The sequence below is a fragment of the Candidatus Thalassolituus haligoni genome, from assembly GCF_041222825.1.
GTDB classification, from domain to species: Bacteria; Pseudomonadota; Gammaproteobacteria; order Pseudomonadales; family Oceanobacteraceae; genus Oceanobacter; species Oceanobacter antarcticus.
The window spans coordinates 3,555,803-3,578,298 of record NZ_CP139482.1; the positions used below are offsets into that span (position 1 = coordinate 3,555,803).

Consider the following 22,496-nt stretch of genomic DNA (forward strand, 5'->3'; position numbering starts at 1 on the left):
TGAACAGTCAAACGTGTGAACAGCCAAACGTGGAACCGATCAGTCGCTTTCGCCCCACAGATAATCGTCTATTTCTTTCATCAGAAAAGCATTGTCTTTCAGGTTGGCGGCCAGTGTTTCCGCTTCGTCACGACTGTAGCCGTAGAGGTTAAAACTGGTTGTACCAGCGGTATCACCATCGTACGACATATGCACAAACAACAACCAATTGTCTGACTCCGAGGTGGGCTTCAGCTCGATGATGGCGCGCAGCTTGCCTTCGAGCTGGAGTAAATAGTGGCTGCTGGTTATCTCCGGGTTTGACCCGGCAAGGGTGATGTTTTTTGTCATACCTGGCTCCGTTTCAGGTGCTCCACCAGTGCGGCATCCATAGTGGTTACGTGGAGATCGAACCAGCCGGGTAGTTGTTCCAGAACGTAGGCGCGACCAAAGCTGACACGGCCACTTTCGACACGGGCACGGAAATTGGTCATTTCGCCCAGTACCCGGTTATGTTCACCCCGGTGTTCAGTGCAGGCAGGGTAGCTCGATTGCACCATCAGGGTATTTTCACGTTCAAAGTGATGGCTCAGGTGATCGGTCAGTTGGCCAAATTGCTGGATAAATTCGGCGCCTGAAGCGGCCTCCAACCGGGCTAGCCATTCGGTAAACTCTTGGTGATCACCATCAATATCGGTATGTCCCAAGGTCAGAGGGACAGGGATTGGGCGGCTTGTCATTAACTGTCATCATCCGTCAGACTGAGGGCCATCTGGTACACCACACTGCCACCTACTTCATCACTGGGATCAAGTGCCAACAGCTTGGCTAACACCTGCTCAGCCAAGGCAATATTCCCGGCTCTCAGCGAGACAAAACCAAGGGCTTTCATGCTGTACAGATACAACCGTACCGGGCCATGAATACCGTTGGCCAGCAGGGTATCAAACGGTGTTGATGCCGAGGTCAGCAAACGCCAGTCTGGCTGAAAACCGGCTTGTTGAGCAGCCCGTTGCAACACCTGTTCAATCAGTTGTCGCGAGGCATCAAAACAGTTGGCGTAGGCGTACATTTTGTAGAGCGCGATCTGTACTTCCAACTGTTCTGGCAGATGTTCTGCCACTTGTTGTAACAGCCGTTCAGCACGGTGCCAGTCGCGGGCAATATCGATCGGTTCACGTAATAGCCGCTGGACGTCAAGTGAGACCAGACCATCAGGACTCAGGGGAGCGTCGTTAAATAATTCTCGTACCAGCATGGTCAATCAGACTCCGGGTCAGGCGGCATCGGCTGATGCATTGGACTGGCTGGCGCGTTTTTCAGGCAGTAGCCCCTGTTGCCGAATCCAGCCTTTGAATTCTTTCATTACCGGGCGCGACAGCCGGGTTTCTGCCAGCAAGCGCCGCTCGTAGACTTCAAGAGTCAGCGCCGGATCCAGCTCGGCGAGGGTTTCCCGAGGCAGTTCTGATGCCTGCGCCTGCATGTTTGCCAGATACAGGCAATGACGGGCGCGAACAATCAGCTGGTGAGTATCACTGCCCAGTAACTCCCCTGGCTGATGTTTGACAGCATCATAAAGCCAGGTCATGCGGACTTTTTCGTGACGCGGCATTTTGCATTTACCATCGAGTACTTTCAGCATCACAGTGGTGGCACAGTCCACCTGTTCCGGTGTCAGCGGGTGGTTAATCACCCAGACTCGTACCAGTGCTTCCGCAGTGATTGCGGCAGACGAGCCTGAATCAGCGAGCATGCCCATGACAACCCTCCTGATTCTGCTGCAGGCAAAGATCCCGGTAGGCTTGCAGCGATTCGTCAATACCAAGGTAAGCGTAGTCATCAACAGGTTCGACGCCGATAGCACGGAGTTTGTCGGCAGGACCATCACCAACCCGAGCGACCAAAACAGCGTCACAGTCCTGAATAGTGGTCAGGATATCGGCCATGGCGGCGTGATCTGCACTGTGGCCGTGGCAATACAGACTCACCTCTCGTTGTTCGAGTGACTCAATGCCGTCTGCCGTCAACTGATACACCACAAAGGTTTGTGCATGGCCAAAATGCTGGTTGATCGACACGCCATCCTTGCTGGCGACTGCCACCCGCCAGCCCTGATGTGAGGCATGCAACAACAGCGGCCCAGACTCAGACACTGGCTTTCAGCCGCGCTGCGGCTGCCTCTCGTACTTCGTTGTCTTCGTCTTGCAGTACCGGGTGCAAGGTATCCAGCGGGGCGTTGGCTACTGCTTCCAGCCGTACCGTCCAGTCCGGGTCATCAAGCAGCACCACCACATCCGGCCCATGTAAGCGGGAAGCCACAATACGACGCACTTCTGGTTCCGGGTCGTGGGCCATCATTACCAGACTTTCTTCTGGCAGGCGTTTGGCCACCATTTTGCGTACCTGGCGATCTTCATCCCGCATAAAGCGGAACAGACGTCCTTCCGGCAGCCGCTGCACCACGTAGGCCCGCACCAGATAGTCACGGTCGACGGCCATTTTTTCCAGCTGTTCCAGGGGCAGACGATCCGCCACTGTGATCCGTACTTCGCGATCTTCATCATTCATCAGCGCGTGCAGCTGCTCCCGTGGCAAGCGGTAGGCAACAGCACGACGTACAGCTTCGTCAGAGTCGGTGACCAGTCTGCCGAGATCTTCCAGCGGGGAATAACGAACCGCAATGGCGCGGCGTTCCCAAAAGGCATCGGCCAGGTAATGACGTGCCAGTTCCGGGTTGAAACGCAAAAAGCGATCCATTTGCCGCCCGCTGTCGACCGCGATACAGGCATCACCGGGGATGCAGCGACCAGCCAGTAACAGATTGGCACGGTAACGGCAGCGACGGCAGTCGCCAATCGGAGTGAGATTCTCGGTATCAGAATTCATGCTGTCTCCGCTAGTCGTCAATAATTTCGGCAAATACAACCCCGGAAGCAACTTCAACATCGCGGGTCAGGGTCGAGCAATGATCACGGGAATCCACCAGAAACACGTTAAACCCCGGTCTTTCAAGGTAGGGATACGGGAAGTTGATGTCGTCATCAAAGCACCAGGTAAAGTGCATGCCTTTGTACTGCTCACGCAGTTCAAGCAGGGTTTGTTCACTCAGGCCCTGTTGTTCGACATAGTCAAAAATAACTTGCAGTTGATGGCGATTACTCATGATAAACACTCCTGCTGTCTGGCCCAGGTCGCCCGTGCGGACGCTTCCATAATTTTTAACAACCAGGGTGGTGGTGTTTGATCCAGCACCCGTTGGAACTCAGCCATCATGGCAGTCGCAGCGCGTGGCGATCCTGACTTGACCGGGTGTAAACCGGCATTCACCACTTTGGCACTGGCAATGCCACCAATGGTCAGTGCGCAGAGGACGTGACAGTCGCGAATCAGACCCGCTCTGGCGCTGTGTTTGTCGCCTTCAAACTGGTCTGCGAGCGTTCTTGTATCTGGCACTTCACGCACATCAATCAGGCGTATTTCCTGTGCCGATACCTGATACACCAGAAACCGCTCACAGGTGCCAAACGGGCCATCAACCCGATCACCCCGATTGGAAGCGCAGGCAATACGCACAGAACCTGGCATATCACCTTCGTCGTAGGCTTGTGGCGTTGGCACCGACTGGCGCATATCCACTCCCTGCCCGCGCAGCAGGGCAATGACCTGACGCAGGGTGTCATCGCTGACCGGTTTCAGTGCTCCCCGGCCCGACTGACGCAGACGATTCAGACGTAAACGCCCGAGCCGTTGTGGCGTTAAAGGCAACCCCACTGCCCGGATCAGAATCTCCATCCACTCTGCCAGAGCTATATCGGGCAACAACCTCGACGCCATACCAATCCGCAGCGCAACGTGGTCGTTCAACCCAGACGCCGCGGCCACCTCAAGCCTCCGCGCCGCGTTTTGCCCGAATGGTCAGGGGCAAATCCGGCTTACCGGGCAAGGTGTCAATGATATAGCTGGAGCCATCACCCAGGGTCAGCTCACCCCCCCAGGTATCGGCAGTATCAAATTCGATGGAAGCGACAATGTCTTCCTGGTCTTTTTTGGGTACATACAGGGTCAGCTCACCCTTGTCATTTTCGCGCAGCATTACGTTTGGCATGAGACTACCCTCTATCGAGTTGGATCTGACTAAATGGGTATGCAGAAAAGCCACGAAAAATCAGATTTCTCGCGGCTTTTCAGACCCCGGCCTGAACCGGGAAGCGACACTACTACGTCGTTTACAACGTTAAACACGGGGAGTGGTGGTTGACATCAGAGCCAATTCCAACGCTGCTCTGATGATGATGCCAGCCACACCCAGTGTGATTCTTAGCGAATCAAATCGTAGTTATAGTCAGTGGTCTGCATGCCGCGAGTATCATCATCCAGACGTTCCAGCACTGCGTTGACGATGGTGGTCAGCATCTGCATGGCACCTTCGTAGCCCAGGGTAGTCTGGCGATGCAGGTGGTGACGGTCAAAGATCGGGAAGCCCAGGCGGATCAGTGGAACTTCGAACTCTTTGCCCTTGTACAGGGTGTCACGCTGGATAAACTTGCCGTAGCTGTTACCAATCATGAAGTCTGGCTGGTTGGTGAATACCAGTGAGCGCATGTGCCACAGGTCTTTACCGATGTGAACTTCACAGTCGGAACCTTGTGGGTATGTAGCCAGCATGGCATCCATCATTTTCTTCCAACGCTTGTTACCGTTGTTAGCCAGAATATGAGTCGGTTCACAACCCAGTTCCAACAGGAACTTGGTCATGCCTTCGACGTAGTCTGGATCACCCCAAAGTGCGAACTTCTTGCCGTGCAACCAGGTGTGGGAGTCGGTCATCATGTCGACCAGGCGACCACGCTCTTTTTCCAGTTCCGCCGCGATTGGCTTGCCGGTGATTTCGCTGACTTTCATCAGGAATTCGTCGGTCCAGCCCAGACCCATAGGGATCTTCAGAGCAGGGACGTCGTGCTTCCAGGTGCCCTTGATGAACTTGGTGGTTTTTACCAGCTGGTTAGGCTGCAGCATGATGGTGTTCAGTGCGTTTGGCGCATCCTTCACTTCATCCTGTGTTGTGCCACCGGCGTACATGCGGAACTGGCCATCAGCCGGAGTATCCAGTACTTCGTCAGGATCAGACAGCATGGTGAAATCGACATCCATCTCTTTCATCATGCGCTTGATGACACGGTAGTTACCCAGATAGGTTTCAAAACCTGGTACCAGGTTCAGCTTACCGTTGCTGCCAACCACCTTGTCTTCCATGAAGTTCAGGGTGAAGTAGCGAGCAATACCTTCAAACATATTGTCCCAGCCAGTCACGTGTGAACCCACAAATGATGGGGTATGCGCGTAAGGCGTTGGGTATTCCTGCGGAATATGACCTTCCTTTTTGGTGTTGTTGATAAAGGCGTTAAGGTCATCGCCGATCACTTCTGCCATGCAGGTGGTGGATACCGCAATCATGTCTGGTTTGTAAGTTGCCTTACAGTTTTCCAGACCATCTTTCATGTTTTGCTGACCACCAAATACGGCTGCGTCTTCTGTCATGGAGTCAGATACACAAGCAATCGGCTCTTTGAAGTGACGGTTGAAGTAGGTACGGAAGTACGCTACGCAACCCTGGGAACCGTGAACGTAAGGCATGGTTTTTTCAAAACCCAGTGCACACAATACTGCACCCAGTGGCTGACAAGCCTTGGCTGGGTTAACCGTCAGGGCTTCACGCTGGAAGTTCAGATCCTGATACTCCTGAGTGGTCGTCCACATGAAGGTTTCGTCGATCTTTTCCTGGCTGTGTGCTTCTTCGAAGCTGGCTTTCTTGTTACGCAGTGACTCTTTGTAATCATCGTCACGGAACAGCGGATAGCTTGGTTTGATGTTGTCTACTGACTGGCTCATAAGAGTCCTCCTCCCGCGCCACGAATCTGTGGTCTGGCGGGTAAATGGGATGATTCAGATGAGGGCAACCACGCCCTCACCCGTTCTTGCATCGGGAATATCAGGCGGTTGCTGCCACAGCGGAGTCTTCCGCTTCGGTTTTCTTCCATGGCACTGCCAGCATTTTCCAACATGGGTTGTTCAGGGTCATGTCCATGTCACGGGCGAAGATAGCGAAGCCATCAAAGCCGTGATAAGGGCCTGAATAATCCCAGGAGTGCATTTGACGGAAAGGCACGCCCATTTTCTGGAAGATGTATTTTTCCTTGATGCCGGAACCGATCAGGTCTGGCTGTACCCGCTTGACGAATTCTTCGAATTCATAGCCGGTCACATCATCGTACAGCAGGGTGGAGTCACCCATTTCTTTCAGGGTACGGTCGTAGTCATCGTTGTGACCAAATTCATAACCAGTACCAACCACTTCCATACCCAAGTCTTCGTAAGCGCCAATCACGTGACGTGGACGCAAACCACCGATGTAAAGCATGACGCGCTTGCCTTCCAGACGAGGACGGAATTTGGCAATCACCGCTTCCCATTCTGGCTGGTATCTGGCGATCACTTCTTCGCACTTGGCCTGAATGCTTTCGTCAAACTGAGCCGCAATCTTGCGCAGTGACTCACAAGTCTTGGTTGGGCCAAAGAAGTTGTATTCCATCCAGGGAATCTTGTACTTCTCTTCCATGTGACGAGAGATGTAGTTCATGGAGCGGTAGCAGTGAACCAGATTCAGCTTCACTTTTGGCGTCAACTCGATTTCAGAGATGGTGCCGTCACCAGACCATTGAGCGACTACGCGCAGACCCATTTCTTCCAAAAGGATACGGGAAGACCAGGCGTCACCACCGATGTTGTAGTCACCGATAATGGCAACGTCGTATGGTGTAGTGTCAAAGCTGTCGTCTTCATCACGGGCACCTAATGCCCAGTCACGTACGGCATCGTTGGCAATGTGGTGACCCAGAGACTGGGATACGCCACGGAAACCTTCACAACGAACCGGCACAACGGTCTTGCCGTGTTCAGCCGTTTTCTTCTTGGCAACGGCTTCAATGTCGTCACCGATCAGGCCGATTGGGCACTCGGACTGAATAGTAATACCCTTGTTCAGTGGGAACAGGGTTTCGATTTCGTCAATCAGCTTGGACAGCTTCTTGTCGCCACCGAATACGATGTCTTTTTCCTGGAAATCCGAGGTAAAGTTCATGGTCACAAAGGTGTTCACCCCTGTGGTACCGATGTAGTAGTTACGACGTCCAGCACGGCTGTATTGACCACAACCAACAGGGCCATGGGAAATATGGATCATGTCCTTGATAGGACCCCATACCACACCCTTGGAGCCAGCGTAGGCACAACCACGAATGGTCATTACACCTGGCAGGGATTTTTTGTTGGAAGTAATACACTTCTTGGACTGTTCGAGGGTCGGATCGTTTGGAGTCAGGTGCTTGGCGCGGTCTTTTTTGGCTTTCTCTGGATAAACCTCAAGCACTTCTTGAATCAACGATTCCACTTCATCGCGTGACATGGCCATGGTGAGCCTCCTTCAAGTTAATAACGGGTAACAGACCGGGTTGCGCAAGCGAGGGGATGCCTGCGCAACACGGGTTCCGATAGGACTAATCTGTCCTATCCCGAGCATGGGCAACTGACTCCGGAGAGGCAGATCAGCCCAGCTGCTTAAGCTTCGGCTGCGAGCTCAGCAGCAGTCTTGCCGACAACACTGGTGTCTTCTTCTTCCATGATGCCGAATTGCATCAGCAATTCTTCCAGCTCATCCATGGTGACCGGGTTAGGAATAACGAGGTTTTTGTTCTCGATAATCTTGTTGGCCAGAGCACGGTACTCATCTGCCTGCTTGGCAGTTGGATCGTACTCAATCACAGTCATACGACGGATTTCAGCGCGCTGTACCACGTTGTCACGTGGGATGAAGTGAATCATCTGAGTGCCGATAGCAGCAGCCAGACCTTCAATCAGCTCATCTTCTTTATCGGTGTTACGGCTGTTACAAATCAGGCCAGCCAGACGCACGCTGCCAGAGTTCGCGTATTTCACGATACCCTTACAGATGTTGTTGGCGGCATACATAGCCATCATCTCACCGGATACAACGATGTAGATTTCCTGAGCTTTGTTCTCACGAATCGGCATGGCGAAACCACCACACACAACATCACCCAGTACGTCGTAGAACACGAAGTCCAGATCGTCTTCGTAAGCACCTTCTTCTTCGAGGAAGTTGATCGCTGTGATGACACCGCGACCGGCACAACCAACACCGGGCTCTGGACCACCGGACTCAACGCAACGGATGTCTCCGTAACCACTTTTCAGTACGTCTTCCAGTTCCAGATCTTCCACAGTGCCCGCTTCAGCAGCCATCTCCATGATGGTGTTCTGAGCTTTGGAGTGAAGGATCAAACGAGTGGAGTCTGCTTTTGGATCGCAGCCAACAATCATTACTTTTTTGCCAGCTTCTGCCAGAGCAGCCACCAGGTTCTGAGTGGTAGTGGACTTACCGATACCGCCTTTGCCATAAATGGCGCATTGACGCATAGCCATAGTCTGTATCTCCTGTAAATTTCCGGGCGAGGACCTTTACCCTTAAGGGTTCGGGGCGGCAGGCAACCGTGCTTCATTGGCACTACTGATAAAAACCAGTAACTTCCGGCGTTTACCGAAAGCCTGTGCTGCCTGTTCACAGTTCCAATACTGCAGACCTCGTGCCATTCTGCTAAAAATACATAACTCATTGTTTTTAAAAGATTTTAATAAATAAAGAATGTTGATTTCCGGTATGTATCACGACAACAACACATGCGATGTACTACACCCAACAAACAATTTGTCGGGTTTTGTATCTTTGGCTGGCGCTTTATTAACGTCTTATAGAAGCGTTTATATCTGGCTATAAAAAGCCCATATAAGTAGCAATATCCGAATGTCGTCTTTACGCCAAAAATAGCGTCAAGGTTGATTTGCTACATAGCGACAAGAACCTGCAGCAAGGCACCTGTGGCGGCCTGAAAGCACGCAAGGGCGGGCACGGGCAGAACCGTCACCGGCAGCTGCCGTTCTGGCGTGAATATTGAAGCAGCCGCAGTAACGCTTAGACGATTTACCCAAAATGACGACAGAGAGGAATCCCACATGGCAAGCTCGGAGCTTCTGCAAACACTGACCAACGGTCTGCGCACAGGGCAGATTATCCCTTACCTGGGCGCAGGAACATTAAACGGTGTCGTAGAAACCACCACTGGCGAAGCGATTCCAGCCGACAGTGACAGCCTGATATTGGCAATGAATGACGGCAAACCCATGGCCCCGCGATTGATGTACGAATTTCCCCGTGCAGCAATGAATCTGGAAAACAAGAAAGGCCGCAAGTTTATCGAGCGTTTTCTGACCACCCAGTACGGCGAACGCCAATGGAGCCAGTCTTCCTTCCACCAGTGGCTGGCCACGATGGAATTGCCCTACATCGTTGATATCAATCGCGATACCCAGCTACAAAATGCTTACCAGGGCCGCGCCCATACACTGATTGTAGGTATCTCGCGGATTGCCGGAACAGACTATCGTTTCCGAATTTTCCAGTCCGATGGCAATGAATACAGCGAAATAGACCAGGCCAGCGTCGACACTCAGCTGCCCGTACTGTTCAAACCAATGGGTACACCGGTTCCCGATCCTTGTTACATTGCCTCCGACGCCGACTACGTTGATTACATCACCGAACTGATGGGTGGCTTCGCCATTCCTGGTTTCCTCAAGGAATATCGCCAGGGCAAACAGTACCTGTTCGCCGGTATACGGATGCAACGGGATACCGAGCGTATGGTACTGAGCGATATGATCTACAACGCTGGTGAACCTGCTGGTTGGGTACTGATGCCGGAGCCTAATGACAAGGAACGTCGCTTTTGCGACAAAAAGAATCTGGTGATTGTTGAAGCCGATTTCAGCGATCTGATGGCCGAAGCACAAGCCTTGTCTGCCTGAGTCCGCGCCGTCGTTCATCTGACAACGACGGCCAACTCACCCACTCATTGGCAGGTGCTTTCACCCGCGCACCTTCCAATGAGCATCACACGTTACGCCTCGTCATTGCTGTGTCGACAGCAGGGCTAATCATCCGTAGCCTCTTCCTTTCCCCTCGCTGGTGACCATCACTACACGTCTTTCGTCTCCCCGGCCAGGGGGCAAAATTCAATTAATGCATCACGAACGCACGAGCAAGGCTTCGCTGTCGTGCCTATTCACACCCTTTTGTCGTATAACGTCCAATACATTGACATAGCTGATAATCCCGCTCAAAAACCTGCAATCCGGCTTCCGAACACAGGTATAACTGCATAAGCAAACACTTGAAGCTGTCATCAGGAAGGCAGATGCTAAAAGCAGACGCTGGCTGAGAGTGTCTGAATCACATCAGACAACCACCTTCGCTCGATCATTGTGAATAATCCGACAATCCTGGGAACCCGCCCGTTCTGCTCAGACAGGTGGTTCTCCGGAATAAAGGAAGTAAGGCCCGGACAGATGACCGGCCCGGTGCCAGGACCAAGGCAAAAAGGATAACAATATGCTCAAGAGCTATGATGATGATGTACGACTGCCGACCGATATTTCCCGCAAGACCCTTGCCCTGGTGCTGGCCGGGGGCGAAGGCAGCCGCCTGAAACAGCTCACTCGCTGGCGCGCCAAACCGGCAGTGCCCTTTGGTGGTAAATACCGCATTATCGATTTTGTCTTGTCGAATTGTGTTAACTCCGGCATTCGAAAAATCAGCGTGGTGACCCAATACAAGTCCCACTCCCTGATCCGCCATGTGCAGCGGGCCTGGTCCTTTATGCGTTACGAGGTGGGCGAATTTGTCGAACTGATGCCAGCCCAGCAACGTATCGACAAGGGCTGGTACAAGGGTACTGCCGACGCCATTTACCAGAACCTCGATATCCTCCGTCATCACACCCCAAATTATGTGCTGATACTGGGAGGCGATCACATTTACGCCATGGATTACACCCACATGCTGGCTGCCCACCAGCAATCTGGTGCTGATGTCACGGTCGGCTGTATTGAAGTGCCCCTTGAGGAAGCTTCAGATTTCGGGGTGATGTCGATCGACGAGGACATGAAGATTACCCGCTTTAGCGAGAAACCGGCCAAGCCAGAGTGCATTCCTGGCAAACCGGGATCGGCGCTGGCGTCCATGGGTATCTACGTGTTCTCCAGCGACTTTCTCTATCGCACCCTGATTGACGATAACGATAACCCGGATTCTTCCCGCGATTTCGGTAAGGACATCATTCCTGGTGTGATATCCAGGCACAATGTTCAGGCCTTCCCGTTCACTGACGAGGTCAAAGGCAAACCCGCCTACTGGCGCGATGTGGGTACCCTGCAAGCCTTCTGGAAAGCCAATATCGACCTTTGCAGCATCACACCAGATCTCAACCTTTACGACCGTGATTGGCCGGTGTGGACTTATCAGCCGCAGCTGCCACCGGCCAAATTCACGTTTGACGACGAAGGCCGTCGGGGTGAAGCCATCGATTCCCTGGTCGCCGGAGGCTGCATTATCTCCGGTGCCAGAATCAAGCGCTCAGTGATTTCCAGTGACTGCCGGATTCACAGTTATTGTCATATCAAGGACACCGTGATGCTGCCGCAAGTGAATGTGCACCGTCACTGTCGCATCCAGAACGCGGTGATCGACAAGGACTGTGAAATTCCGGCTGGCACCATTATCGGTGAAGACATCGAAGCCGATCGCAGGCGTTTCCATGTTGACGAATCCGGTATCGTACTGGTCACCCCGGAGATGCTTGGTCAGAATATCCATATGACCCGTTAAACAAGACCTCTTAGCAGGTTGTTGATTTTTGTTTTCGAGACAGTCAATGCAAGGCAAAAACCGGCGAAAAGAGGGAGTTTATACGAGATAAATGACCGATTTGAGCCTGTTTTTAACAACGCAGTGGCCACGCAGATAGAAAATCAACAACCTGTTAGACAAGAACCACTGAACCCGCCCCCATAACGGACAGTTCGAGATGCAGCCAAACAAGATCAAACTGGTTATTTGCTGGCATATGCACCAGCCGCACTATCGTGATGGACTCGACGGCCAGTATCGACTGCCGTGGGTTTACCTGCACGCCATCAAGGATTATTCCGACATGGCCGCGCACCTGGAAAACAATCCGGCGGCACGGGTGGTGGTGAACTTTGCCCCCGTGCTGCTGGAACAGCTCGATGACTACGCCATCCAGATGCGTCAATGGCTGGCCAACGGTCAGCCGATGGGTGACCGCTTGCTGAATCTGGTGGCCGGTGCCATGGCGGTGGAAGACGACCTCGATACCCGGTTTGAGATCCTGCAATCGTGCAACAAGGCGTTTGCCCCGACCATGATTGATGTCTTTCCGCCATTCCGAAAATTGCTGGATATGGCCAGAGCCGATCAAATAAAAGGCATCGAAGATGCAACCAGCCTATCGTATTTCAACACCGCCTTTTTTACCGACCTGCTGGTCTGGTATCACCTCGCCTGGATGGGTCATTCCCTGCGCCTGCGTGACGAACGGGTTGAACAGCTGATTAACAAGGGCCTGGCAGAAGAACATTTCAACCGTGACGACCAGCAAACCCTGGTGTTGATCATGGCGGATATTCTTGAAGACATCGTGCCGCGTTATCGCCAACTGCAAGATAGCGGCCAGATTGAAATCTCCATGACCCCTTATGGCCATCCGATTGTGCCGCTGCTGATCGACTTCAATACCACCCGCGATGCCATGCCGGATGCCGCCTTGCCAGAGCATCCCGGCTATCCCGATGGTTACGCACGGGCGCGTTGGCATATGCAGCATGGCATTGAGCAGTTCCGGCACTTCTTTGGCAAGGCACCGTCCGGGGTCTGGTTATCGGAAGGTGCGGTTTCCAGCGCTGCGGTCGGATTGCTCGACGAGTTTGATATTCGCTGGACGGCCTCCGGTGAAGGGGTATGGCGACATTCCTGCGAAGCCTCACGGCTGGATGTCCACGCCATCTCCTCAAAGCGGGCGCTGTATCAGCCGATGCGCCATAAAGACCAGCACTGTGCGCTGTTTTTCCGTGATGACGGCATGTCTGACCTGATCGGTTTTGAATACAAAACCTGGAACCCGCAAGACGCTGCCAACAACTTCTCCCACAACCTCGACAACATCGCCAACCATCTTGGTGATCAGGTCGAAGAGCATGTGGTGGCGGTGATTCTCGATGGCGAGAACCCCTGGGAGTATTACCCGGATAACGGTTACACCTTCCTTGAAACCCTTTACAAAACCCTGACCGAACATCCCCGTGTGGAAATGACTACCTTTTCCGATGCCCTGGATCAGAACGCCAAGGTGCGCGACTTGCCGGTGCTCAAGGCCGGTAGCTGGGTCTATGGCAGCTTCTCGACCTGGATTGGGGACAAGGACAAAAACATCGGCTGGGATCTGTTGGTGGAAGCCAAGCAGGCGTTCGACAGCGTTGTCGCCAGCCAGCAACTGAGTGATAGCGAACTCGAAGTAGCCACTCACCAGCTGGCCGTATGTGAAGGTTCCGACTGGTTCTGGTGGTTTGGTGACTACAACCCGGCCGATTCGGTACGCGACTTTACCCTGCTGTATCAGCGTCATCTGGAAAAACTCTATCAGCTGTTAAAACTGGCACCACCGGACAATATCACCCGGCTGCAGTCCAGTGGCGGCAGCCATTCCAACCATTCGGGCACCATGATTCGCAACTGAGCAGGGATGATGATGGCTACTACCGCAACAACCGATGCCCGCTGCGCCGGGATTCTGCTCCATCCCACCTCGCTGCCCTCCGGCAAACTGGATGCCACAGCAGGGACGTTTCTCGACTGGATGACAGCCGCTCACCTGACGGTGTGGCAGATGCTGCCGTTAACCGAACCGCTGGATGGCCTGTCGCCCTATCAGGGAATCTCGGCTTTTGCGTTTAATCCAGCCTTGTTGCCTGACAACTGGCAAGCAGAGGTTGACCCACAAGCGCTGGCGACTTTTATGGCCAATCCGCCCCACTGGCTGTTGCCTTACGCTCGTTTTACATTATTAAAAAGCCTGTTCGGGGGCAGCGCCTGGAATCAGTGGCCCGATATCTACAAGTTCCGTAATCCTCAGGCTCTGGCGCAACTCGACCAAAGCCATGTTGCCGAGCTGCAAGCCATCTGTACGCAACAATTTGCCCTGATCCAGTGCTGGCAACAACTGAAAGCCGACGCCAATACCCGTGGTATCCGGCTGTTTGGGGATATTCCGATTTTTGTTGCCTACGACAGTGTTGATGTCTGGAGCAATCCCGACGAATTCAGGCTCGACGATAACCTCGACCCCACCGTCGTGACCGGCGTGCCACCGGATTATTTTTCTGAAACCGGCCAGCGCTGGGGCAACCCCCACTACAACTGGCCCACCATGGAGGCCAACGGCTTTCGCTGGTGGCAACAGCGCATGGCCTGGAGCCTGGAACTGTTTGATCTGGTGCGTATCGACCATTTCCGTGGCCTCGAAGCCAGTTGGGAAATCGTCGCCAGTGAACCAACAGCCATGCAGGGAACCTGGGTCAAGGCACCGGGGCATGAACTGCTGGCGGCGTTACAAGCCAGCCATAATCCGCTGCCCGTGATCGCCGAAGACCTCGGTATCATTACCCCGGAAGTGGTCGCGCTGAAGGAATCCTTTGGTCTGCCCGGTATGTCAGTACTGCAATTCGGTTTTAACGGCTTGCCCGACAACCCCCATGCGTTGGCCGAGCAGGTAGAAAATTCAGTGGTTTATACCGGCACCCACGACAACGAAACCACCTTGGGCTGGTGGCAGGCATTACAGGACGAGGGTCAGAAAAGCTGGATACTGTCGCAACTTGACCTGACAACTGGCGATATGCCCTGGCCGCTGATCAACGCCGCATTCCACTCGCCTGCCCACATGGCCATTGTGCCGTTGCAGGATTTCCTGGGCCTGGATAATCAGGCCCGAATGAATACCCCCGGAACCATCGTCGACAACTGGCAATGGCGTTATGATCCACAACAACTGACCAGTACCCTGGCACAACGGATTGCTGCGTTGGCGGATGCCGCCAAACGCTCCCCCTGCTGACCAAGAGAACCAACATGACTGAAACAGCAGACGTGTCACAACACCTGCAATGGATGGAAAACGGAGTACATGGTGACCCTTTCAGCTTTCTGGGTTTACACCGCGATAACAACGGCTGGCTAGTCCGGGTTTGGTTACCCGGAGCCAACAAGGGCTGGCTCGAAGGCCAGCCACTGCGACCACTGGCAGGCTCCGCCTGTTTTGTCGCTCACCTCAGTGAGGATCAGAAAAACCGGCTACCACAGCACTATCGAGTCGCCTGGGAAGAAGACGACGGGGTTCGCCATGACATGGTATCGCCCTGGTCGTTTGCCCAACAGGCAGGCGACCTCGACCTGCATCTGTTTGCCGAAGGTCGCCACTGGCACATTTATAACCTGCTCGGCGCGCACCCCAGCTGCATTGATGGCGTCGACGGCGTGTATTTTGCCGTCTGGGCACCGGCCGCCAAACGGGTGTCGGTAATTGGCAACTTCAACAACTGGCATGGCCTGCGCCACCCCATGCGCGTCTGTGGCAGCTCCGGCGTGTGGGAGCTGTTTATTCCCGGACTGCAGTGCGGTGACCTCTACAAGTTCGAAATCCTCTGTGGCCACAACAATGCCCTGCGCATCAAAACCGACCCCTACGCCAGCCAGATGGAAATGCGACCGGAAACCGCTTCGGTGGTTTGTCGCAGCCAACATCTCTGGCAAGACCAGCAGTGGATGCAACAACGCGCCGAAGCCGACTGGCAACACCAGCCGATCAGTATTTATGAACTGCATCTGGGTTCCTGGGCACGCGATGAGCAAGGCAATTTTCTCAATTACCGCGAACTGGCCCAGCGCCTGCTCGGCTATTTGCAGCACACCGGCTTTACCCATGTGGAGTTGCTACCGGTCGCCGAGCACCCTCTCGATCAGTCCTGGGGTTACCAGACCTCCGGCTATTACGCCCCAACCAGCCGGTTTGGCACACCCGATGACCTGCGTTACCTGATTGACCTGCTGCACCAGCATGGTATTGGCGTCTTCCTCGACTGGGTACCGGCCCACTTCCCCCGTGATGATTTTGCCCTCGCCCGCTTCGACGGCACCGCACTGTACGAGCACCAAGACCCACGTCAGGGAGAACACCTGGAATGGGGCACCTACATTTTTAACTACGGCCGTAACGAGGTACGTAATTTCCTCATTGCCAATGCCCTCTACTGGCTGCAGGAATTCCACATTGATGGTCTGCGAGTTGATGCCGTGGCCTCCATGTTGTGTCTCGACTATGCCCGCGAAGACGGCCAGTGGCTGCCCAACCGTTATGGCGGCAATGAGAACCTGGAAGCCATCGAATTTATCAAGACTCTGAACCACGAAGTCCACGCCCAGTGCCCTGGTGCGCTGATGATGGCGGAGGAATCCACCTCCTGGCCGCTGGTATCCCGTCCAACCTGGATGGGTGGCCTCGGTTTCTCGATGAAGTGGAATATGGGCTGGATGAACGACACCCTGCGTTATTTCAAGCAAGATCCGATTTACCGCAGTCACCACCACAACCAACTGACCTTCAGTCAAATGTACGCCTACAGTGAAAACTTCGTTTTACCGCTGTCCCACGACGAGGTGGTACATCTGAAAGGCTCACTGGCAGGCAAAATGCCCGGCGACAACTGGCAAAAAATGGCCAATCTACGTCTGTTATTAGCCTGGCAATGGCTCAACCCCGGCAAAAAGCTGCTGTTTATGGGGGGCGAAATGGGGCAATGGACAGAATGGAACGAAGCCGTTTCCCTCGATTGGAACCTGCTCAACTACCCCGATCACAAAGGTATCCAGCAACTGGTGTGCGACCTCAACCGGCTGTACCGGCAAGCCCCGGCCCTGCATCAGTATGAATTTGAGCAACAGGGATTCGAGTGGATCGAATGCAACGACCAGCAGCATTCCTTGCTGAGCTTTATTCGCAAGGGCGACCAGGAATGCATGGTCTGCCTGTTCAATTTTTTACCGCTACCACGCCAGCACTACCAGGTGGGCATGCCACACCCTGGCACCTGGCAAGAAATCCTCAATACCGATGCCAGCCTGTACGGCGGCAGCAATGTCGGTAATCAGGGCACCGTTTTCACACAAGAGCAACCTCTAATGGGTAAACCCTGTTCAGCGACGGTAAATATTCCACCGTTGGGCGCAGTGGTGCTGAAATATCAGGGTTAAAAGGGTCCGAATCCTCCATGAATATATTGTTTGCCACTTCCGAAATTCATCCGGTCATAAAGACCGGCGGTCTGGCGGATGTATCGGGCGGCCTGCCCAATGCCTACTCCCGGCTCGACCATCAGGTACGGGTCGTGCTGCCCGGTTACCTGGCCGTGTGGGAAAAACTCACCGACGTCCACAAGATTGCCGAATTCCACACGGGTACAACTTTTTACAACCACCCGGTAGTGATCAAGGAAGCCCGCAGCAGTGGTATCGATGTGCCGCTGTGGATTGTCGATATCCCGGAACTGTTTGATCGCCCTGGCAACCCGTATCTGGCCGCCGACGGTAGTGACTGGTGGGACAACGGCGAACGTTTCGGCGTGTTCTCCCGCATTGTTGCCGAGCTGGCGATGGACAAACATGGCATCGGCTGGCGTGCTGACCTGGTGCAAGCCAATGACTGGCAAACCGGGCTGGTACCGGCATTTTTGGCGGAAGAGTCACAACCACCAGCCACTATCTTTACCATTCACAACATGGCCTATCAGGGCAATTTCCCCAACAGCCTGTTCAACTACCTGAACCTGCCATGGCACTGGTGGAGCGCCGAAGGCGGGCTGGAATTCCATGGTCAGATGTCGATGTTAAAAGCAGGCATCGAAAAAGCCGATTGGGTCACCACCGTCAGCCCGACCTACGCCAAAGAGATTACCTGGCCAGAATTCGCCTACGGACTGGAAGGCGTGATGGCCCGCAAACTGGGCGAAGGCCGCCTGGTGGGTATTATCAACGGCATCGACCAGGACGTCTGGAACCCGGCAACCGACCGTTTGATTGCCCGTACCTACAGCGCCGAAAAAGGCCGGGTAGCCGCCAAAGCCGAAAACAAAAGAGCCCTGCTCAATCATTTTGGCTGGCACGAATCCGAAATAGACCCAAACATACCGGTGATCGGCATGGTCGGACGTCTGGTCTGGCAAAAAGGCGTGGATCTGGTACTCGACCTGATTCCGCAAATCCTTGAGCAGGAAAATGCCATATTTGTCGTACTGGGAAGCGGTGACCGTGAGCACCATGACGCATTACAGCGACTGGCCATTTATTATCCTCGCAGGGTGCTGGTATATCTCGGCTATTCCGAGGCACTGGCCCACCTGGTGGAAGCGGGCTCCGACATATTCCTGATGCCATCCCGCTTTGAACCCTGTGGCCTTAACCAGATTTATAGCCTGATGTATGGCACCCCACCGATTGTGCACAGCACCGGCGGCCTCGCAGACACCGTCGTCAATGCTACGGTCGAGAACCTCGACAATGGTACGGCGACGGGCTTCGTGTTCTACGACCCCAGCCTGCACGCCCTGAAATCAACACTACAACACGCCCTGTACCTGTTTGGTAAAAAACGGAGCTGGCAAAAATTGCAGAAACAAGGCATGCAACAGCACTTTGGCTGGCAAGACAGCGCCCAACAATATCTGAACCTGATTCAGTAATTCAGCAGGAGAACAGCACAATGTCGGAACCTACACATGCGGCAACCCCGGAAACCCTGTCTCCACAAGCACAACGCGAGTTAATTGAAGAGCTGTTGAAAAAAGTCGGTATGAACGTCACCGACATCGAAGAGGATTTTGTTAACTACCTCTACAACATGCTGGGTCGCAATCTGGCCTCAGAACCCGACTACCACTACAAGGCACTCGCCTATGCCGTACGCGACCGGGTGATGAAGCTGTGGAAGCAAACCTGGGCCGGTTACCATCAGGAAAAAAGCAAAAAAGCTTATTACCTGTCGATGGAGTTTCTTATCGGCCGCTCGCTGAGCAACAACATGCTCAACCTCGGTATCGAAGACAAGGTCGACCTGGCCATTTATAAATTGGGCCTGGCGCTGGAACACATCGAAGATGCCGAAGCCGATGCCGGCCTCGGCAATGGTGGTCTTGGTCGACTGGCGGCCTGCTTTATGGACTCCTGTGCCACCCTGCGACTGCCAGTGATGGGCTACGGCCTGCGTTATGAATACGGCATGTTCAAACAGCTGATCCAGAACGGCCACCAGATTGAAGCTCCAGATCATTGGCTTGGCTACGATAGCTACCCGTGGGAATTCCAGCGCCGCGAATACACCCGCGTGATCCGCTTTGGGGGCGTATCCCGTCCCTACCGCGATCATCAGACCGGCCGTCTGACCGTACGCTGGGAAGACACCGAAGAAGTACTGGCAGTACCGTATGACGTACCGATTCCTGGCTACAAAAACAACACCGTCAATACCCTGCGGTTATGGTCAGCCCAGGCCACCGAAATATTCAACTTCTCCGAATTTAACCGGGGCTCCTACTTCGAAGCAGTATCTTCCAAGGCCGAAGCCGAAAATATCACCATGGTGTTGTACCCCAACGACGCCAGTGAAAACGGCAAGGAACTGCGCCTGAAACAGCAGTACTTCCTGGTCTCAGCCTCGCTGCAAGATGTGGTGGCCCAATGGATTGAACAACACGGTCACAACGTCGACGACTTTGATACCCATAACGTCTTCCAGCTCAATGATACTCACCCGAGTCTGGCGGTCGCCGAGCTGATGCGAATCCTGATTGACGACCTGGGGCTGGAGTGGGACAAGGCCTGGAAAATCACCAGCAACTGCATGGCCTATACCAACCACACCCTGCTGCCGGAAGCACTGGAACGCTGGCAAGTCTCGTTGTTCCAGAAACTGCTGCCGCGCTTGCTCGACATTATTTACGAAATCAATACCCGCTTCCTCAAGCAGGTAGCGATGAAATGGCCTGGCGACAATGATCGTCTGCGGCAGATGTCGGTGATCGACGAACACCAGAACGTGCGTATGGCCTACCTCGCCATTGTTGGCAGCTTCTCGGTGAATGGCGTCGCGGCGCTGCACTCACAACTGCTGAAAGATGGTCTGTTCAATGATTTTTACCAACTGTGGCCATGGAAATTCAACAACAAGACCAACGGTGTAACCCAGCGCCGCTGGATTGCCAGTTCCAACCCCGGATTACGCAAACTGCTGGCCGACACCATTGGTGAAGGCTGGATTACCCATCTGGACGAACTGACCGCTATCGAACAACAGATCGACAACCACTCATTCCGTCAAGCCTGGATTGAAGTCAAACGCGACAACAAAAAACGTCTCGCACAACTGGTACAACAAGATACCGGCGTTGTTTTTAACCCGGATTCCATGTTCGACGTCCAGGTCAAACGCATTCACGAGTACAAGCGCCAATTACTGAACGTATTACACGTGATCCACCTGTACGCCCGCATCAAACGGGGTGACACCGCCAACTGGACCAACCGTTGTGTGCTGATTGGTGGCAAGGCCGCACCGGGCTACTTTATGGCCAAAACCATCATCAAGCTGGTTAACAACGTGGCCGACATCATCAACAACGACCCGGAAGTCGGCGACAAGCTGAAACTGGCGTTTATTCCCAACTACCGGGTATCGGTCATGGAAATCATCGCCCCTGGCACCGATCTGTCGGAGCAGATATCCACCGCCGGTAAAGAAGCCTCCGGCACTGGTAATATGAAGTTCATGATGAACGGTGCCGTGACCATTGGCACCCTTGATGGCGCCAACGTGGAAATCCTCGAAGCTGCGGGCGAAGACAACTTCTTCCTGTTTGGTCTGAAAACCGACGAAGTGGCTGAGCTACGTCACCAGTATCATCCTCAAAGCTATATCGACAGTGATCATGACCTGCAAAGCGTCTTCAACCTGTTGGAATCCGGTCACTTCAACCACTTTGAACCCGGCCTGTTTGACGACCTGATCAATGGCATGAAATCACCTGGCGACCCTTGGGTGACACTGGCCGATTTCCGCAGTTTTGTTGATGCCCAGCAACAAGCCGCCACGGCTTTCCGCAACGTCGAACGCTGGACCAGCATGAGCATTATCAACTCTGCCCGTAGTGGTGTGTTCTCCACCGACCGCACCATCAGTCAGTACAATGAGGAGATCTGGAAATTGACACCGGTAGGTGACGGAGACTGAACCGGCAATAACCGGCAATAACCGGAAAGAAGAAAGAAGAAAGAAGAAAGAAGAAAACAACCAGTAAACGGACAGCGGCTGAACCCTGTCCACTATATTGACCGCTGCATGAATCATCCATGCAGTGGTCAATTCAAGGAACAAAACAACCTGACAATTACAAGGCGCCGTGAATCTCACGAACGGCAGAGTTGGTCATGGTCATTGCTTCTTCCAGTGATGTCAGCGGGTACTTCTTCGGCTTGTAGCCTTTCAGTTCGGCGTACATGGTTTCCAGCTTGGCGGCTGGCTTCTGGCCTTTAAAATCGCTTTTTTCCAGAGCCAGCTCTTCCATCAATTCGTTCCAGGGGACACCCTGAACCATAGGAATCAGCACAAAGTTGATGCCATTGATGTCGACTTGCACCGGGCTTTTCAGGTTGACAACAAACAGCACAGCCTTCATATCCGGTGCAAAATCACCCCCGTAGAAGTCGACCAGTCCAGGAATGGACGCCATTTTGTCGAGTGCACCAACAAACATATGAATCTTGTCATCTGCCAGGATCACGGCTTCCCGCATAATTTCCTTGGGTGGCAGAGTATGGCCTTTGTCGTCCCCTATTTCACCGGCAACGATCACCAGATCGCCGCGATAAGCCAGCAGGCCGGATTCACTGGTTGCCTCCAGAAAGTTGGAGTAGAACAAACGCCCGGTTTCTTTATAGGTAGTAAGCAGCATGGTAGTTTCCTGTTGAAAGTGATGATTACCTGCTATTTGCTTTCAAGAATCCTGCCGCCTTGCGGCGCAAGGACTTCTTAAAAAATCCTTAAAAATCATAGCGTTATAATTCAACAAAAAAAGCACATGGTAATTATGTCGTATTTACGACACAACGCTGCCGACGCTATCCGACAAAGCGGACACAACCCAGAGCTGTCGGATTTGCGACAACAGCGGAGCCAGGCAGGTCACCAACATCAGAAACACCAGCCACGGAAAGGCACTGACAAAGAAGGCCCGACCAACCTGCCGGAACAGCAGGTTGGCTGGAATAGAGAGGACTGCTATTCAGAGAACATCTATTTAATCCGGTGCCCGCTCTGGGCTTTCGGATGGTGTCGTATCACGAAGCCGGTTTGCAGGCCTGACGAGTCGCGTCAAAAACCGGCGACACCGAGCCGGAATCATCCGGCCGCCCCGTAGAGCGCGGGTTG

20 protein-coding genes are annotated in these 22,496 nt (G+C 53.6%); 7 read left to right on the top strand and 13 right to left on the bottom strand.

The genetic code is table 11. The features are described 5' to 3' along the window. Window positions 1–39: 39 nt before the first annotated feature. The 12 genes from SOJ49_RS15950 to nifH form a co-directional block, all read right to left on the bottom strand. Window positions 40–330, bottom strand: a complete 291-nt coding sequence (locus SOJ49_RS15950) for a hypothetical protein (RefSeq protein WP_369855481.1) — start codon at window positions 328–330, stop codon at window positions 40–42. After that, on the bottom strand, window positions 327–719 hold the full coding sequence (locus tag SOJ49_RS15955; RefSeq protein WP_369855482.1) for a hemerythrin domain-containing protein: 393 nt from the start codon (window positions 717–719) through the stop codon (window positions 327–329). Before SOJ49_RS15955 ends, SOJ49_RS15950 begins: the two co-directional genes overlap by 4 nt. Beyond that, window positions 719–1,237, bottom strand: a complete 519-nt coding sequence (locus tag SOJ49_RS15960; RefSeq protein WP_369855483.1) for a hypothetical protein — start codon at window positions 1,235–1,237, stop codon at window positions 719–721. The genes SOJ49_RS15955 and SOJ49_RS15960 overlap by 1 nt, the downstream gene beginning before the upstream one ends. Before the next feature lie 18 nt (window positions 1,238–1,255). Next, window positions 1,256–1,738: a hypothetical protein gene (locus SOJ49_RS15965; protein WP_369855484.1), complete on the bottom strand. Its 483-nt coding sequence runs from the start codon at window positions 1,736–1,738 to the stop codon at window positions 1,256–1,258. Next, entirely contained in the window at window positions 1,722–2,132 is a 411-nt protein-coding gene (locus tag SOJ49_RS15970) for a NifB/NifX family molybdenum-iron cluster-binding protein (RefSeq protein ID WP_369855485.1), read from the bottom strand. The genes SOJ49_RS15965 and SOJ49_RS15970 overlap by 17 nt, the downstream gene beginning before the upstream one ends. After that, complete coding sequence (locus SOJ49_RS15975; protein ID WP_369855486.1) at window positions 2,125–2,865, bottom strand: 4Fe4S-binding leucine-rich repeat protein; 741 nt, start codon at window positions 2,863–2,865, stop codon at window positions 2,125–2,127. Before SOJ49_RS15975 ends, SOJ49_RS15970 begins: the two co-directional genes overlap by 8 nt. Window positions 2,866–2,875: 10 nt before the next feature. After that, window positions 2,876–3,142 (bottom strand): hypothetical protein, encoded by a 267-nt coding sequence (locus SOJ49_RS15980; RefSeq protein ID WP_369855487.1) that lies wholly within the window; start codon window positions 3,140–3,142, stop codon window positions 2,876–2,878. Then, window positions 3,139–3,843, bottom strand: a complete 705-nt coding sequence (locus SOJ49_RS15985) for a dinitrogenase iron-molybdenum cofactor N-terminal domain-containing protein (RefSeq protein ID WP_369855488.1) — start codon at window positions 3,841–3,843, stop codon at window positions 3,139–3,141. The genes SOJ49_RS15980 and SOJ49_RS15985 overlap by 4 nt, the downstream gene beginning before the upstream one ends. Before the next feature lie 19 nt (window positions 3,844–3,862). Then, window positions 3,863–4,084, bottom strand: a complete 222-nt coding sequence (gene nifT, locus SOJ49_RS15990) for a putative nitrogen fixation protein NifT (RefSeq protein ID WP_369855489.1) — start codon at window positions 4,082–4,084, stop codon at window positions 3,863–3,865. A 212-nt stretch (window positions 4,085–4,296) separates the two neighbouring features. Beyond that, entirely contained in the window at window positions 4,297–5,868 is a 1,572-nt protein-coding gene (gene nifK / locus SOJ49_RS15995; protein WP_369855490.1) for a nitrogenase molybdenum-iron protein subunit beta, read from the bottom strand. A gap of 100 nt (window positions 5,869–5,968) precedes the next feature. Then, window positions 5,969–7,447: a nitrogenase molybdenum-iron protein alpha chain gene (nifD, locus tag SOJ49_RS16000; protein ID WP_369855491.1), complete on the bottom strand. Its 1,479-nt coding sequence runs from the start codon at window positions 7,445–7,447 to the stop codon at window positions 5,969–5,971. Between the two features lie 146 nt (window positions 7,448–7,593). Next, window positions 7,594–8,478: a nitrogenase iron protein gene (gene nifH / locus SOJ49_RS16005; RefSeq protein WP_369855492.1), complete on the bottom strand. Its 885-nt coding sequence runs from the start codon at window positions 8,476–8,478 to the stop codon at window positions 7,594–7,596. 588 nt (window positions 8,479–9,066) lie between these two features. Between nifH and SOJ49_RS16010 the strand changes: the two genes are divergently transcribed. The 7 genes from SOJ49_RS16010 (at window position 9,067) to SOJ49_RS16040 (ending at window position 21,299) form a co-directional block, all read left to right on the top strand. Continuing rightward, complete coding sequence (locus SOJ49_RS16010; RefSeq protein ID WP_369855493.1) at window positions 9,067–9,918, top strand: SIR2 family protein; 852 nt, start codon at window positions 9,067–9,069, stop codon at window positions 9,916–9,918. Window positions 9,919–10,501: 583 nt separating this feature from the next. Beyond that, window positions 10,502–11,776, top strand: a complete 1,275-nt coding sequence (gene glgC, locus SOJ49_RS16015; RefSeq protein WP_369855494.1) for a glucose-1-phosphate adenylyltransferase — start codon at window positions 10,502–10,504, stop codon at window positions 11,774–11,776. 199 nt (window positions 11,777–11,975) lie between these two features. Beyond that, window positions 11,976–13,703, top strand: coding sequence for a hypothetical protein (locus tag SOJ49_RS16020; RefSeq protein ID WP_369855495.1), 1,728 nt, complete (start codon window positions 11,976–11,978; stop codon window positions 13,701–13,703). Window positions 13,704–13,709: 6 nt separating this feature from the next. Then, complete coding sequence (gene malQ / locus SOJ49_RS16025) at window positions 13,710–15,080, top strand: 4-alpha-glucanotransferase (RefSeq protein WP_369855496.1); 1,371 nt, start codon at window positions 13,710–13,712, stop codon at window positions 15,078–15,080. 14 nt (window positions 15,081–15,094) lie between these two features. Further along, window positions 15,095–17,272: a 1,4-alpha-glucan branching protein GlgB gene (gene glgB / locus SOJ49_RS16030; protein ID WP_369855497.1), complete on the top strand. Its 2,178-nt coding sequence runs from the start codon at window positions 15,095–15,097 to the stop codon at window positions 17,270–17,272. A gap of 17 nt (window positions 17,273–17,289) precedes the next feature. Next, the gene (gene glgA / locus SOJ49_RS16035; protein ID WP_369855498.1) at window positions 17,290–18,756 is read left to right on the top strand and encodes a glycogen synthase GlgA; all 1,467 of its coding nucleotides are present in this window, start codon (window positions 17,290–17,292) and stop codon (window positions 18,754–18,756) included. 20 nt (window positions 18,757–18,776) lie between these two features. Next, window positions 18,777–21,299: a glycogen/starch/alpha-glucan phosphorylase gene (locus SOJ49_RS16040; protein WP_369855499.1), complete on the top strand. Its 2,523-nt coding sequence runs from the start codon at window positions 18,777–18,779 to the stop codon at window positions 21,297–21,299. Between the two features lie 157 nt (window positions 21,300–21,456). On the opposite strand, the gene SOJ49_RS16045 is transcribed toward SOJ49_RS16040, so the two are convergent. Beyond that, window positions 21,457–22,020 (bottom strand): hypothetical protein, encoded by a 564-nt coding sequence (locus SOJ49_RS16045; protein WP_369855500.1) that lies wholly within the window; start codon window positions 22,018–22,020, stop codon window positions 21,457–21,459. Between the last annotated feature and the right edge of the window lie 476 nt (window positions 22,021–22,496).

What these genes read in the sequence shown, in the direction of transcription:
- SOJ49_RS15975 (WP_369855486.1), bottom strand. Translation starts at nt 2,865, where the DNA reads ATGAATTCTGATACCGAGAATCTCACTCCGATTGGCGACTGCCGTCGC.
- glgA (WP_369855498.1), top strand. Translation starts at nt 17,290, where the DNA reads ATGAATATATTGTTTGCCACTTCCGAAATTCATCCGGTCATAAAGACC.
- SOJ49_RS16010 (WP_369855493.1), top strand. Translation starts at nt 9,067, where the DNA reads ATGGCAAGCTCGGAGCTTCTGCAAACACTGACCAACGGTCTGCGCACA.
- SOJ49_RS15960 (WP_369855483.1), bottom strand. Translation starts at nt 1,237, where the DNA reads ATGCTGGTACGAGAATTATTTAACGACGCTCCCCTGAGTCCTGATGGT.
- SOJ49_RS15965 (WP_369855484.1), bottom strand. Translation starts at nt 1,738, where the DNA reads ATGGGCATGCTCGCTGATTCAGGCTCGTCTGCCGCAATCACTGCGGAA.
- SOJ49_RS15980 (WP_369855487.1), bottom strand. Translation starts at nt 3,142, where the DNA reads ATGAGTAATCGCCATCAACTGCAAGTTATTTTTGACTATGTCGAACAA.
- SOJ49_RS15955 (WP_369855482.1), bottom strand. Translation starts at nt 719, where the DNA reads ATGACAAGCCGCCCAATCCCTGTCCCTCTGACCTTGGGACATACCGAT.
- nifK (WP_369855490.1), bottom strand. Translation starts at nt 5,868, where the DNA reads ATGAGCCAGTCAGTAGACAACATCAAACCAAGCTATCCGCTGTTCCGT.
- malQ (WP_369855496.1), top strand. Translation starts at nt 13,710, where the DNA reads ATGATGATGGCTACTACCGCAACAACCGATGCCCGCTGCGCCGGGATT.
- nifT (WP_369855489.1), bottom strand. Translation starts at nt 4,084, where the DNA reads ATGCCAAACGTAATGCTGCGCGAAAATGACAAGGGTGAGCTGACCCTG.
- SOJ49_RS16045 (WP_369855500.1), bottom strand. Translation starts at nt 22,020, where the DNA reads ATGCTGCTTACTACCTATAAAGAAACCGGGCGTTTGTTCTACTCCAAC.
- nifD (WP_369855491.1), bottom strand. Translation starts at nt 7,447, where the DNA reads ATGGCCATGTCACGCGATGAAGTGGAATCGTTGATTCAAGAAGTGCTT.
- nifH (WP_369855492.1), bottom strand. Translation starts at nt 8,478, where the DNA reads ATGGCTATGCGTCAATGCGCCATTTATGGCAAAGGCGGTATCGGTAAG.
- SOJ49_RS16040 (WP_369855499.1), top strand. Translation starts at nt 18,777, where the DNA reads ATGTCGGAACCTACACATGCGGCAACCCCGGAAACCCTGTCTCCACAA.
- SOJ49_RS15950 (WP_369855481.1), bottom strand. Translation starts at nt 330, where the DNA reads ATGACAAAAAACATCACCCTTGCCGGGTCAAACCCGGAGATAACCAGC.
- SOJ49_RS16020 (WP_369855495.1), top strand. Translation starts at nt 11,976, where the DNA reads ATGCAGCCAAACAAGATCAAACTGGTTATTTGCTGGCATATGCACCAG.
- glgB (WP_369855497.1), top strand. Translation starts at nt 15,095, where the DNA reads ATGACTGAAACAGCAGACGTGTCACAACACCTGCAATGGATGGAAAAC.
- glgC (WP_369855494.1), top strand. Translation starts at nt 10,502, where the DNA reads ATGCTCAAGAGCTATGATGATGATGTACGACTGCCGACCGATATTTCC.